The following is a 13299-nucleotide window of genomic DNA, read 5'->3' on the forward strand; positions in this document are numbered from 1 at the left end:
TCAATTCTCAAAATCATCATAAGTTTGTTCAAACATTTCATCAAACTCGCGAGAGAAGTATTTTCTTACAAAATACTGTCCTGAACGAATAATTTCAATGAAACCATATTCTTCTAATCTTCTAGTTGCTTGGTGTATCTCATCGATGGAAAGATGGAGACTGTTTCCCATCTCTGTATGAGAGAGTAATTGAGAAATACCATGTTTTTTGAAAATGTTTTGTTTACACCAAACTCGTCTATACAAGTACATTAATACTAAGACTTCAATTCGCGACAATTTATACTCAACGAGAACACGATCAAAAAAAACACTAGGAATTTCAGCAAATGTCGGAAGTTCGATCTTAGGTTCGTGATCACTACTTTTTTCTCGGTCAAGTTTTGTCCGATGTCCTTTTAAAATAGTTTGTAGATCGACCATAAGAGCCTCCATGACTTTTATCTCTTCTCATTGACTATTATTTCAATAAATATGAACAAAGGCAAAGGGCCTGGACAAGAGGAAAATGTTTCCTAGGAAATAAGGAATAGATAAGTAGAAATATACTGACGTAACTCTTTTGAATCTTCTGTCTGTTTTAACAACTCTTCTCTGCGATAACACTCAACTTTTCCATCCAACATCAATGGATGATTTTTATCAAATATAAAAAGAAACCACTCTTGATCTGAATGCCTTTTTATAAATTGGTAGAATCTATGAAACACTAAAAAATCACTTTTGTGAATGATCGAAAAAAAATCCCCTTGCAAATCATCAAAGTTCCAGTTTCGCTTTTCAAGTGTATAAAAATAATCAATGCCCTCTAGTTCACTCTTAAGGCCTGATTTCTTAAGAGAAAGAAAAGATGAAATGGCCACAACCTGATCAATTGAAAGTAGTTTTTGAGCATAGGCCTTAAGAATAAAGTCTCTTTTACTTGGCACAAATTTTAGTGAATCTTTTAATTCTAAATCTTTTAGAAACGATAATTGATCAATTTCACTCGACAGTTTTAATGATAATTTTTTCGAAAAATTATAAAACTCTTTGAAGAAACGGCCCTTTTTAGATTTATAAAACTCACTAAAAAAGTAATAGAGTGAAAGCTCTTCTAAGTTCATTAATTTCATTTGCGCGATTAATTTTTCACTAAACTCAAACGAAAATCTTTCTTTGAATCGAATGGCCCTTAAAAAGCGTACAGGATCTTGATAGAAATCTAATGAACAAGGCACAAGAGTTTTTTCATTTAAATGATTTATAGCATTGAATGGATCAATAAATTGAATGTCCTTAAACGATTTGATCTCAATGCCCATAGCATTGATTGTAAAGTCTCTTCTAGTAAAGGAATCATGGTAAGAGAGATCACCATTAAACTCGGCCTTAAAATTAGAATGACCTCGCCCCAACTTATCAAAAATTTCAACTCTTGGTGAAGAAAACTCATATTCTCTTGTATCGCCTTTCACTCTGACGACTTGAAAATTTAACGTCTCTACGCTGAACTTCCCCTGAAAAATGCTCTTAAGCTTATTCGAAATGTCATCCCATTTGGAAAGTATATCTTTATTATCTGAACGGATTTCAAAATCTAAATCACTCCCAAGCTTCTGACTCAGGAGAAAGTCACGAACAGCACCGCCAACAAGACAGACATAAAGTCCATGATCAAAGAGAAGAGCTAGAACTTCACGAAGTTCTGTATCTATGGAATTGGAAAAGAGTTCTTTTTCAAAAGAAATCATCATAGCTCTATTATAAGAGAGGATTTCTCTCACTTGTTAATCGTGAAAGAGTTTCTTTAATTCTAAGAAGTTCTGTCGAATCTTTGTGATAGACAATATAGAATTTCCCATTTGAAACTTCAAACTCTTCACCGAGAGTTTCTATTTTGTCTCTATAATAAGATCTTTTAAGAACATGATTTGGAACGACAGCAAGGCCAAGACCTTCCCTAACGGCTTGTAGCATATTCCCGTGAGAGTTTACGATATAGCGGGCATTCGTCTTTTTAGGAGTTTTGCCAAAGCGCTCACGACACCATTTTAAAAAGAGGTGATCTTCTTCTTGAAAGAGGATTGTCGGCATTTCAGATAGTTCTTCTAATGTTGTATCTTTTGAAATTCCAAAAGGATTGTCTTTTGGATAAACAAGGCTGATTCTCTCTTCACTAAGAAGGACTTTTTCTCCAACGTTTGGAACAGCATCTTCCGGTAAAATCAAAAAGTCGAGACGGAAGTTTTCAAAGCCTTTCACTAGATCTTCTTGAAAGCCCATTTGAACTGAAACAGTAAGATCAGAAAAGTCTTTACTGAGAGAGAGAAATTCAGGGGCAAGCCATGACTTTCCAACTCCAATTAAAGTACCAATTCTCACCTTTCCAGACATTGTATTTTTATCGTGTTGAATTTCTTCTAGAGTGACATCGAGATTGCTAATAAAACCTTCGGCCAAAGAAAAGAGCTTCTCCCCTTCAGGAGTAAGAACAACCTTTTTCCCCGTTCTTTTGAAAAGTTTTACTTCAATCTTTTTTTCTAAATTTTTAATAGACTGAGAGATCGCAGATTGAGTAACATTCAAGTCCTCTGCCGCCTTTGAAAAGCTATTGGCCTTAGCAACGGCCACTAAAGTTTGAAGTTGACTTGTCTCTATCATGTTTAAGTCCATTAATTAATAGTTAACATTAGGTTAAACTTATACCTCAAATAATAAAACTCGTCTACACAAATCGACCAACTATCCAAAATTACATTATATCAACTTTCTTTTATTGATCTTAGTCCAGAACCTGAAATCAATCGAGAAACGCTCAAATAAGTAAAATAGTAAAAACACAGGCCCTTTATGAACTCTCCCTTTATAAGAACCGCCTAAGAGTGAGAAAATTCTTGCTTTACTCTTATAATTTCGCTACTTATTGACCACCCGTATCATTCTCACCACTGAAAGGAATTTCCAATTATGAGATTTATCGCCCTTCTTTTAATTCTATCTATTCAAGTACAAGCTCGCTACTTTGAACAAATCAATGGAGCTAAAGACTTTGAATGCCCAGATTGGAAAACGACTCGTTTTTCTAATGTTCAAAACTGGGAAACTTTTGGTGTACTAACGGCCAAGAAATTTGGATACGACCATGAAATTCCAATTGATAGAAAAGGCGTCGATTATATCTGGTGTGCTTCTGTACCTGAGAGAGGAAGTGAAAATAGAATTTGTAAAAAAAGTAGAGTAAACGTTTCGAGTTCTCGTCCATTCTATGCCATGAGAAATGAACTTCCAGATGGTGAGAAATCTCTAAAACTTTTTAAGACGAAAGAAGAACAGTACAACTTCTATCTAGACTTTGTTCTAGAGCACTATCACAGAGATCAAATCACGAGACCAAATGTTGGTGTCGTTCTTGAAATCTTATCGAGATACTATCTTCAACAATATACGGGACGTTTTCCAAGTGATCGCTACAATGTTGGAGGTGGTGTTTCTTATCGAAAGAAATTAAATCAAAATACAGTTGGTGAACTCGATATTCTTGTGTGGGACAGAAAGACATGTAAAGTTGTTCTCGTAGGAGAATCAAAAGCAGCGGTAAGAAGGACAATGAAAAAGGCCCTAAAAAAGGCCAAGCATCAGCTTCAACGTTTTAGGAATTTTCTTCCTTACTAGATACGTCTTCGACCTATTTTAAAAAGACAGTAATCAATCAAGCGGTAAAAAGGTTTTACAAGAGAGTCTATAGGGCTCTCTTTTTTTGTCACGATTATCGTGCGAAGTCCCTCTAGCTTTGAAATCATAAGATCGCACTCAATTCTTTCAACACCATGATCTTCAAAAACAAAGCGAAAAAAATGAAGGACCTGATCGTATTGAAAATCTGTAATCCCAAGAGTCAAATGAGTTTTTCTTAAATGATTCTCAAGTTTACCAATATCTTTATTTAGGATAAGATCTCTAAGTGCAAGAGCTTGCTTATTGACTAGGCTTTCAATATCAACTCCGACAAAATGAAACGCAATCTCAGGGTGATCAACTAGTTCACGATATAAACTAATGACCATTGAGCGGAAATTCTCTTCAGAATTAATATTCGAGAAAATTTGGGAATAAGAAGCGTTCATAATAATCCTTCGAAATATTGAGAATAAAAACAGGATAGAGATTAAAATACTAACATGACCTCCATCTATCATAAGACGATCAAATTATACGGCAAACTATTCTACGCTCTCACAAAAGAGGGACTAGAAAAGAATGACCTTGAAAGAAGAAGGCTACACTCTTTCATACTCTCTGTCCTCAGTACTTCTCTATTGATGTGGTCTTATACTTTAATTGCACTCCTTTATTTTGAAAGTTCCATTCCTTTTTATGTGGGACTTGTTTGCTCTATCATTCACTTGTTAAGTGTCTTTACTTTAAGATGGTCTGCAAGTCGTCTCTTTGCCATCACTAATATAATGCTCGCAGCGGGAGTTATCCATCAAAGTACCTTTGCCTACTTTTCTGGAGGCTTTAATAGTAATATTTTAATTTGGTTTGGTGTCATCCCTTTTCTTGCAGGTCTTATTTGTGGAATTAAAGGGGCCCTACTTTGGTCACTCATTGTCGGCTTCCTCACAAGTATTTTTTTGGGCCTTCAATTAAGCGGCCACATTTTTCCTTATGACATTTCCGTTAAAGGGCATCTTCTCGCTCAAGGCTTCATTTGCTTCGGCTATATCTTTCTCTCAGGACTTCTAATCTCTATCTATCTTGGATTAGAACACGGTTATCTAAAAATCCTCTCTGAAAAAAATAATAAAATTCAAAACTTACTCAGAGTCATTTTACACGATATTTTAAACCCACTAACAATTGTCTATGGAGCAAGTTACCGCTTAAAGAAAATGGTCGAAAGAGATTTATTAAGTCTTGAAAAGGTTGAAAACGAGGTTCAAAAAATCGATAGGGCCTCAAAGACCATCACCAGTATCCTTGAGCAAGTTCGCAATATGCACACTTACGAGTCGAAGGAATTTATCAAGAGAACTCCATGCTCGATGAAAGAGACGATAGAACATATTGAATTTCTCTTTCGTGAAAAACTCGATCAAAAGCAAATTGAACTTTCAGTTTTTGGTTTAGAAAACGATATATCTGTTCTTGCAGAAAAAACTATTTTAGAAAACCAAATCCTCGGTAACGTTATTTCCAATGCAATTAAGTTTTCAGATCAAAACTCAAAGCTGCATATTACACTGAAAGAACATTTTGATTTTATATGTATTGAAGTCAAAGACTTTGGAATAGGAATTCCAAAAAAGATGCTCGATAAAATGAAGGACAATCACATCAATGCCACAAGAAAAGGAACGAGTGGAGAAAAAGGAAATGGTCTAGGCGTTCTCATTTTAAAATCATTTACAGAGCTCTTTGATGGAGAGCTGACAATTGATTCAAAAACAAAAGATGAATCACCAAAAGACCATGGAACATCTGTTAAAATTTACTTACGACCCGCAACGCTTAAAGCTGAGCATCAGCAACAGGAGTAAAGCTCATAAGAGCTTTCATCTCTTCAAATAATTCATCAAAATCAAATGGCTTAATCAGATATTTTCGCACCTTTAAAGCATGTGCCCTCTTAAGACGATCCATGTCACTATGCATACTAATAACAAAAATTGGCGTGTGCTCATCTTCTTCTCTAATTAAAGAAATGAAATCGAGCCCATTCATAACAGGCATATCCAAGTCGGTAATGATCATGTCGATGTCTCCGCGCTCTTTATAGATTTCGAAGGCCTCTTGACCATTTTCCGCAAAGATATATTCGTTCTCAGAGAGATCTGAATCTCTACCCAATTTACACTCAAATAGAAAGTGCACATCTTTTTCATCATCTACGATTAAAACTTTCTTTGTCATCCAATCCCTCTCACCTTACTTCTTCGATTCACTGATTATAAGTTGAGTAAAGCCCAAATCACGGCCTTTTGTTAATATACTTTCAAACTTATTTCTTTTCGGTCACTTACATGACAAATATAAATATGACTCTCTCTGGTGCTACGACTACTAAAAACGGCAAACTACATGTGCTATGGCCATTTTTTGTGTAAATCTTCACATTTCAGCGAGGTAACTCACCGATAAACCGTTAATTCTAATCGGCAGATCGAAGAAAAGTTTGAAAGGTAAAACGAAAAGAATAAATGACAAAACTAAAGATTCTTGATCTTCTATTAGATAAAATACTGTTAACAATAGCATCTATTTACAACAGGGAATTTTTTTGAATTTTAGAGATATTTGTAGGACGGTCGCGTCTTTTCTATTCACTCATTGTCATTATCGAGAGCTCAGTCGAAAAGGCTCTTTTAAATCGAACTTTGTCTTACCTATTCGCCTATTGTCACTATCGTGACACTAGTCGAAAAGGCGATGATTAAAAAAAAAGCCCCGTGAGGGGCTCTTTTAAATCGAACTTTGTCTTACCTATTCGCCTATTGCCACTATCGTGACACTAGTCGAAAAGGCGATGATTAAAAAAAAAGCCCCGTGAGGGGCTCTTTTTGATCGAACTAAAGCTTCCCTATGTGCTCAGTTGTCACTATCGTGACACTAATCACAAAGGCGATGATTAAAAAAAAAGCCCCGTGAGGGGCTCTTTTAAATCGAACTTTGTCTTACCTATTCGCCTATTGTCACTATCGTGACACTAGTCGAAAAGGCGATGATTAAAAAAAAGCCCCGTGAGGGGCTCTTTTTTTAATCATCGTTATCAAGTTTTTCTTTTCTTTCTGCGATAACTTTTTCTTGGATGTTTGATGGACAATCAACATACTTAGCGAATTCCATTGTGTATGACGCTTTACCAGCAGACATAGAACGTAGGTCGTTAGAGTATCCAAACATCTCAGAAAGAGGAACCTCAGCGTTGATGATAACTTCTCCTCCCGGATCAGTCTCAGAACCTTGGATCATCCCTCTTCTAGAAGAAAGGTCACCAATTACTGAACCTTGATACTCATCAGGAGTTGTAACTTCAACTTTCATTACTGGTTCCATAATTACTGGATCAGCAGCTCTAATAGCTTTTCTCATTGCTTGTCTAGCAGCAATACGGAAGGCCATATCAGAAGAGTCAACATCGTGGTACTTACCATCTTGTAGGAAAACTTCACAGTTAATAACTGGGAACGCTGCAAGAGGTCCTTTATCCATAACGTCTTGGAAACCTTTTTCACAAGCTCCAATATATTCGTTAGGAATCGATCCACCTTTAATTTCGTTGTGGAATCTAAATACCTGATCTTCTTTTTCTTTGTTTTCATCAGTAAGTGGCTTAAGAACACCAACAACTTGACCAAATTGACCAGAACCACCCGTTTGCTTCTTGTGAGTGTATTCGTAGTTAGTTTGAGTTCTAATTGTTTCACGGTAGTTAACCTGTGGCGCACCAACAGTTACTTCAGCACCGAATTCACGCTTAAGTCTTTCAACGTAAATTTCAAGGTGAAGCTCACCCATACCTGCAATTCTTGTTTCACCTGATTCTTCATCAGTGTAAACGTGGAATGTAGGGTCTTCTTTAAGGAATTTAGCAAGACCTTTAGACATCTTAGCTTGCTCGTTCTTATCCTTACATGAAATCGAAAGTTCGATAACTGGAATTGGAACGTGAATCCCTTCAAGAGAAAGGTTAAGGTTGTCATCTTTACCAACGAAAGTATCCCCTGAAGCACAGTCGATACCTACGATAGCGATGATATCACCAGCGTGTGCTGAATCGATATTCTCTCTATCGTTAGAGTTCATACGAACCATACGTCCGATTCTAACTTTCTTACCTGTTCTTGTATTGTAAACAGTGTCACCCTTATTAAGAGTACCACGGTAAATTCTTGTATAAGTAAGCTGTCCAAATTGCTCATCAGTGATCTTGAATGCCATAGCAAGTAGATCTTCTGCTGGATCTGGATTGATTTCTACTGTTTCATCATTATCAGAGTTAACAGCAGTTGGCGCAGCACAAGTAAGTGGTGAAGGAAGGTATCTTGCAACAGCTTCAAGAAGTGCTTGAACACCTTTGTTCTTGAATGCAGAACCCATATATACAGGAGTTAGTTGAAGTGACTGAACACCTTTTTTAATACAAAGGTGAAGTTGCTCTTCAGTTGGCTCGTTACCCTCTAGGTAAGCTTCCATTACGTCATCATCAAATTCAGCTACAGCGTCAACCATTTCTGATCTTAGCTCTTCTACTTTATCAGCTAGGTCTGCTGGGCAGTCTTCGATTCTGATATTTTCACCGTTATCACCATCGTAGTACCAAGCTTTTCTAGTGATGAGGTCTACAGCACCTAGGAAACCGTCTTCAGCTCCGATAGGACATTGCATAAGAACAGCATTGTGGTTTAGCTTGTCTCTAAGAGCATCTCTACCATTGAAAGCGTTCGCTCCCATTCTGTCCATTTTGTTAAGGAAGGCCATTCTTGGTACGTTATAACGCTTCATTTGTCTGTCAACAGTAATAGACTGAGACTGAACACCAGAAACAGAACAAAGTACAAGGATTGCACCATCAAGAACACGTAGTGATCTTTCTACTTCTACAGTGAAGTCAACGTGACCCGGAGTATCGATAATATTGATACGAGTATCTTTATCAACACCGTCAGCGAAAGTTGTTCCTTTACCGCTAGCACCTTTCCAGAATACTGTTGTAGCAGCAGATGTAATTGTAATCCCTTTTTCCTTCTCTAGTTCCATGTGGTCCATTTTTGCACCATCACCACCACCACGAACGTCTTCGATCTTGTGGATCATGTCACAGTAAAAAAGGATACGCTCAGTAAGAGTCGTCTTTCCTGAGTCAATGTGTGCCGAAATCCCGATGTTACGAGTTTTGGCCATTAGTTTGTTGTTAATCATTACTTCTCTCCAAACTTAACGACTGTTATTAATTAACCGATTAAAATTAGCATATTTAAAACCGCATCTTAGTGAAATTCTGGGAATGAGTCAATCTAGGAAGAAAGAAAAAACCTCATTAAAGTTACATTACCTAGGTTTTATTGACCCACCTCTTTTTTTCAAAAGTGATTTAATCAGATATTGACAAGAACACCTTTCGGCCTTAAAACTTTTTGACGCAAAACAACCAATGTAAAATTAAGAGATTAGCTTTCAATATTCATTATTGACCGAGGGTAATTTGAGAATGAGGGACGCAATCAATAAGCAAGATTTATACGAATCTGTAAAAACGCTCGTCGAAACTGATGCACCACACATCCATTTAAATCAACATAAGCTCTATACGCTTTTTAGTATTGGCTTTCAGTATCTACTGTACCAATCAACTAAAAATCCAGGTGCCTATGTTTTAAGAATCGAAGACAGTCATCTGGCCGAAAAAATTTATCGAAAAGCTAAAGATGAAAGTACGCGCAAGTTTCTTCAGTCACTTCTAATTCCAAGAAAACTCAAATATGGAAAAAGTATGTTCTATCTGGACTTCTTTCACCTTGGAACATGGAATATGACAAAAGACATTCCAAAAGAAAAACTCAAGGGAGCTCTTATTGTCAAAAATACGACGAAGAGACCAATGAATGAATTAGTTGAAGCTGGAAGTGAAGAGGAAGTTCTCTTTGAAGGATTACCAGAAAATTACTTCTTAACTTCTCTAACAGAGTTTGTACCAAGAACTTTAACAATTTCTTTTGAGGATGAATTTGAGGATCTTGAAATTGTTCGATTTCCATTTATTAAAAAAGAAGCCGAAAAAACAGTCTCGGGAGTTACATTGAGTAACGAACTTGATTGGGACAAAATATAAGTCGACTTGGGCCACTAGTGAAAATTAGAGGCCCAAAACATCTCTCACTTAATTAGAGTAATCCTCTTTTCAAAAAGTAAACCACAAGTTCGGTTAAAAATATCGAAAGTAATACAAAGAGAATTGCTAAGAGGATAGATTCCTCTTTAGGCGTATAACTGGCAGCAATTAATGCATATCCAGAATTATCCAATTTTCCATAGAAGGCCGAATAGCGCTTATCATTGTGTTCAAAAGTTTCAAAGCCCCTCTTCCCTTTTAAAACCTCTCGCCCTATTAAGGCGACAGAATCGTTTTTATCATATTGAACAAAAGAGCTAACTGCGACATTTTCACCAAAATTGTCGAGAATATTATTACCTTGAAAGTTTTTAAGGGGGTGAATAATTTTAGCGCGATCCCAATGATACCAATAGGTCCCATTTGGGGCTATTAAAGAGAGGTATATTCTTTCGGGATGAGAAAAATTATTTTTTAGATCAATGAGAAAGGGCTTCATAATATCCCACGAAAGAGAACCTCCGACCATACCGACGACTCTTCCGTCTCTTACAATCGAAGCGGCGACGACAATTTGTTTCACAGAAGTTGTATACGAGATCATAGGAGAAGAAATAAAAATCTTCTTCTTATGTTGTTCATTACTACCAACAGTTTGTTTCCAATAATCACGACGCCTGATACTTCGTGGCCTAGTATCTTCACTCGTATCATCAAAAGTTCGAATCATGTTAAAGTGAGGATTACCCCCATGAGTATTATAGAACTCTCCCTTAGGGGTTCCAACGATAAACTTTTCAAAGGTCTTATCTTCTTTTAACTTTTCTTTTATGAATGGTAGAAATTTCTTGTAATCCATATGATCAAAAGAAGCGTCGTTTGTTATGGAAATAATTTTTTGAACTTGGGTATCAAAAAAGTTATCTAAAATTTCAGAAGATTTGTTAAATGGTCTCTCTAATTGTTTTGCTTCATGAATGAGAATATTTTGAAAGAGTGATTCATTGAGATATTCATAAGCGTGATAAAATAAAAAACCACAATGTAGAAATACAATCATTCTAAATATGAAGATAGTTTTTTTTAAATTCATAAGCAAAGTCGACCTAGTAATTAATAAAAGTAAATTCACTTCATTTTAAACGAGATCAAAAAAATAAAAAAGGAGGCCCAGGCCTCCATTCTTTATTGAGATTATCTTAAAGTACAGGTCATTAACTTCTTGAGATTTGAACCGGTGGAGTTTTGAAGTGGTCCAAAGTGATTATATCCATAGCCAGCGTAAATAAATGGACTCACACAGCGCTGATCTTTATCCTTCAGGCCTTTGGATGTTCTATTGCTTGGGTGGGTTGATTTAGTTTGTGATGTATTCACTTGAATAGCAAAAGTTTGAGCGACTTTATTGACACCACAAAAGCTATTCATCCCCTGAAAAGAACTTCCAAACATCTTGATAAGCTCTCCCTGATTCGATTTCTCATTAACCTGACAACTTGGATAGAGTTGGTTCCAGTGCTTTAGACATGCGCCGATATTTCCCGTCCAATTCGGTGTGAACTGATAGAGACCGATATTGAGTTTACTTGCACTCGATTGATAAGGATCTTCATAAAACTTAACCCCGGCCGGTTTTCTATAATTAGAAGGAGCATATTTATTGGCGACACGCTCAGAACTCGAGGCATCGGCCGTTGTTAAAGACTCGACATAAGAGAGACAACCCATAAATTTTGACCACGTTTTCACAAGATCAACTTTAGCAATCTCATCTCCACCAATAGTCTTTTCACGCAAATCATTTACCTTATCTTCAAATTCATTAAGCATCTCAATCACATCATTACTTGGAACTTTTTTAACCATTGAACTCAGCGAGCTTCTCGTCGAATGACAAAGAGGAAAATGGGCCAAACCCGTTTGAATGTGATCATCCATTTTATTAGGGACACTATAGTAAGGAGCTAAATGAGATAAATAGGGCCTAACATTGAACATATGCTGATCAACATAAAAGCTTATTCTATCAGCAAAACGCGTACGACCAACGAGAGAACTTTGGCATTGATCGACAAAATGTTCTCCAGTAAAACTTCTCTCTTTCAAAAGCTCTTCTGTTGAAAACTGAGAGTCAACTTCAGCACCAATGAAATTTGGCACTTCTTCAAAAAGCGTCGCATCTTCTAGAAAGGAAATATTGTAAGTAGGAGAAGTCGGTTCAATGGGCGCCTGACTTCCTGGTTCTCTCGAATTATCTTCATCAGGTTCACTTGGAGCAGGCTCAGCTGGTTTAGAAATTTGTCTTGGACGAAACAAACCCATCGAAAAAACTTCGCTTGATAAACAAAATAAACCAAGGAAAACGATCAAGATACTCTTCATATTCTGCTCTCTTGTTATTGATATAAGAGCAGATCGGAAAATTTTTCCTCCCCTTTATGCTTTCCTTCAAGTTTTCGTCCAAGCAATTTATATAAACATGAATTACAATACGTTAGAGGCTACAAATGAACATTGAAAATACTGAAACATTGAAGTTCATGATCACACTTATTACGATCATCAACCCAATTGGGGTAATTCCCATCTTTCTTTCTTTAACAGAGAGTTTCAGTCAGAATCACGTAAAAAGTGTTGCCAAAACATGTGCTATCGCAGTTGCAACAACTCTTGCTCTAAGTACCGTCTTTGGTCAAAACATTCTTACTTTCTTTGGTATCTCGATTGCCTCGTTCACAATTGGTGGTGGTGTGCTTCTTTTTAGTATGGCCTTTTCCATGATTAAAGCGGCACCAAGTAAGGCAAAAATTAGTAAAAGCGAAATGGAAAACTTCGAATCAAGAAGTGACCTCGGCGTTGTACCGCTTGCCATCCCTATCCTCGCTGGACCAGGGGCAATCTCAACATCAATTATTCACGCTAAAGAACTCTCAGACTTTAGCTCATGGGTCGGCACTGTAGTCGTTATTCTTGTTCTGTCTTTTGCCATTTATTTAATTCTAAGAAGCTCTCGTGAACTTGGAAGAAAGCTCGGTATGGTTGGAATGAGTGTTCTTACTCGTGTCTTTGGTATCATCCTCTTGGCCATTTCAATTGAAATGATTACTGGTGGAATCAAAGATATCTTTCCACTTCTTCAAACTAGTGGCCTATAACTTCACTAAAAAGTGAGGCCTTGGAAAAGTTTAAATCTTGAAAGGTAGGATAAAAGAAAAGATTCTAGGGGATCAATTCTGATCCTCTTAATATGCGGCCGGTAAGGTGGGACAGTGGGACAAGAAGTAGACTTTCTTCCAAGGCCTAAATTGTCCGGCCAACTTGATTTGTATATAAGCAAGACACGTGCCAAAATACCCGACAATTAAAATCACCTATCTTCAGCTACTTAGCACTATAGTGCCCAAGTGCCCCTTGGCACCGGCCTAGTATCAACAAGAAAAATCAGGGTCACAATGAAACCTTTACCTTGGACAAAGTGCCATCGA

General features: G+C 36.8%; 12 protein-coding genes. 4 read left to right on the forward strand and 8 right to left on the reverse strand.

Features of this window, described 5'->3' with window-relative positions; genetic code table 11:
• The 3 genes from HBN50_RS08750 to HBN50_RS08760 form a co-directional block, all read right to left on the reverse strand.
• Positions 1-423, reverse strand: coding sequence for a hypothetical protein (locus HBN50_RS08750; RefSeq protein ID WP_273869306.1), 423 nt, complete (start codon positions 421-423; stop codon positions 1-3).
• Between the two features lie 92 nt (positions 424-515).
• Entirely contained in the window at positions 516-1736 is a 1221-nt protein-coding gene (locus tag HBN50_RS08755; protein WP_273869307.1) for a hypothetical protein, read from the reverse strand.
• Between the two features lie 7 nt (positions 1737-1743).
• A complete protein-coding gene (locus HBN50_RS08760; RefSeq protein ID WP_273869308.1) occupies positions 1744-2643 on the reverse strand; it encodes a LysR family transcriptional regulator in 900 nt (299 codons plus the stop codon).
• 306 nt (positions 2644-2949) lie between these two features.
• Between HBN50_RS08760 and HBN50_RS08765 the strand changes: the two genes are divergently transcribed.
• Complete coding sequence (locus HBN50_RS08765) at positions 2950-3654, forward strand: hypothetical protein (RefSeq protein ID WP_273869309.1); 705 nt, start codon at positions 2950-2952, stop codon at positions 3652-3654.
• On the opposite strand, the gene HBN50_RS08770 is transcribed toward HBN50_RS08765, so the two are convergent.
• Positions 3651-4106, reverse strand: coding sequence for a hypothetical protein (locus tag HBN50_RS08770; protein WP_273869310.1), 456 nt, complete (start codon positions 4104-4106; stop codon positions 3651-3653). The genes HBN50_RS08765 and HBN50_RS08770 overlap by 4 nt on opposite strands.
• A 54-nt stretch (positions 4107-4160) precedes the next feature.
• Between HBN50_RS08770 and HBN50_RS08775 the strand changes: the two genes are divergently transcribed.
• Positions 4161-5522, forward strand: coding sequence for a sensor histidine kinase (locus tag HBN50_RS08775; RefSeq protein ID WP_273869311.1), 1362 nt, complete (start codon positions 4161-4163; stop codon positions 5520-5522).
• Here the strand turns inward: HBN50_RS08775 and HBN50_RS08780 are convergent.
• Positions 5494-5895 (reverse strand): response regulator, encoded by a 402-nt coding sequence (locus tag HBN50_RS08780; protein ID WP_273869312.1) that lies wholly within the window; start codon positions 5893-5895, stop codon positions 5494-5496. The two genes, HBN50_RS08775 and HBN50_RS08780, sit on opposite strands and share 29 nt — an antisense overlap.
• Positions 5896-6738: 843 nt before the next feature.
• Positions 6739-8904: an elongation factor G gene (fusA, locus tag HBN50_RS08785; RefSeq protein WP_273869313.1), complete on the reverse strand. Its 2166-nt coding sequence runs from the start codon at positions 8902-8904 to the stop codon at positions 6739-6741.
• A gap of 289 nt (positions 8905-9193) precedes the next feature.
• On the opposite strand from fusA, the gene HBN50_RS08790 reads away from it, so the two are divergent.
• Positions 9194-9814, forward strand: coding sequence for a hypothetical protein (locus tag HBN50_RS08790; protein WP_273869314.1), 621 nt, complete (start codon positions 9194-9196; stop codon positions 9812-9814).
• 52 nt (positions 9815-9866) lie between these two features.
• On the opposite strand, the gene HBN50_RS08795 is transcribed toward HBN50_RS08790, so the two are convergent.
• Both HBN50_RS08795 and HBN50_RS08800 read right to left on the reverse strand, forming a co-directional pair.
• A complete protein-coding gene (locus tag HBN50_RS08795) occupies positions 9867-10874 on the reverse strand; it encodes a PDC sensor domain-containing protein (protein WP_273869315.1) in 1008 nt (335 codons plus the stop codon).
• 134 nt (positions 10875-11008) lie between these two features.
• Positions 11009-12196: a hypothetical protein gene (locus HBN50_RS08800; RefSeq protein ID WP_273869316.1), complete on the reverse strand. Its 1188-nt coding sequence runs from the start codon at positions 12194-12196 to the stop codon at positions 11009-11011.
• Positions 12197-12321: 125 nt separating this feature from the next.
• On the opposite strand from HBN50_RS08800, the gene HBN50_RS08805 reads away from it, so the two are divergent.
• Positions 12322-12969: a MarC family protein gene (locus tag HBN50_RS08805; protein WP_273869318.1), complete on the forward strand. Its 648-nt coding sequence runs from the start codon at positions 12322-12324 to the stop codon at positions 12967-12969.
• Positions 12970-13299: the final 330 nt, after the last annotated feature.

The organism is Halobacteriovorax sp. GB3, assembly GCF_028649655.1.
GTDB lineage: Bacteria > Bdellovibrionota > Bacteriovoracia > Bacteriovoracales > Bacteriovoracaceae > BSW11-IV.

Coding starts and splice junctions, on each gene's coding strand:
- HBN50_RS08750 (WP_273869306.1), bottom strand. CDS start 423: ATGGTCGATCTACAAACTATTTTAAAAGGACATCGGACAAAACTTGAC.
- HBN50_RS08755 (WP_273869307.1), bottom strand. CDS start 1,736: ATGATGATTTCTTTTGAAAAAGAACTCTTTTCCAATTCCATAGATACA.
- HBN50_RS08760 (WP_273869308.1), bottom strand. CDS start 2,643: ATGATAGAGACAAGTCAACTTCAAACTTTAGTGGCCGTTGCTAAGGCC.
- HBN50_RS08765 (WP_273869309.1), top strand. CDS start 2,950: ATGAGATTTATCGCCCTTCTTTTAATTCTATCTATTCAAGTACAAGCT.
- HBN50_RS08770 (WP_273869310.1), bottom strand. CDS start 4,106: ATGAACGCTTCTTATTCCCAAATTTTCTCGAATATTAATTCTGAAGAG.
- HBN50_RS08775 (WP_273869311.1), top strand. CDS start 4,161: ATGACCTCCATCTATCATAAGACGATCAAATTATACGGCAAACTATTC.
- HBN50_RS08780 (WP_273869312.1), bottom strand. CDS start 5,895: ATGACAAAGAAAGTTTTAATCGTAGATGATGAAAAAGATGTGCACTTT.
- fusA (WP_273869313.1), bottom strand. CDS start 8,904: ATGATTAACAACAAACTAATGGCCAAAACTCGTAACATCGGGATTTCG.
- HBN50_RS08790 (WP_273869314.1), top strand. CDS start 9,194: ATGAGGGACGCAATCAATAAGCAAGATTTATACGAATCTGTAAAAACG.
- HBN50_RS08795 (WP_273869315.1), bottom strand. CDS start 10,874: ATGATTGTATTTCTACATTGTGGTTTTTTATTTTATCACGCTTATGAA.
- HBN50_RS08800 (WP_273869316.1), bottom strand. CDS start 12,196: ATGAAGAGTATCTTGATCGTTTTCCTTGGTTTATTTTGTTTATCAAGC.
- HBN50_RS08805 (WP_273869318.1), top strand. CDS start 12,322: ATGAACATTGAAAATACTGAAACATTGAAGTTCATGATCACACTTATT.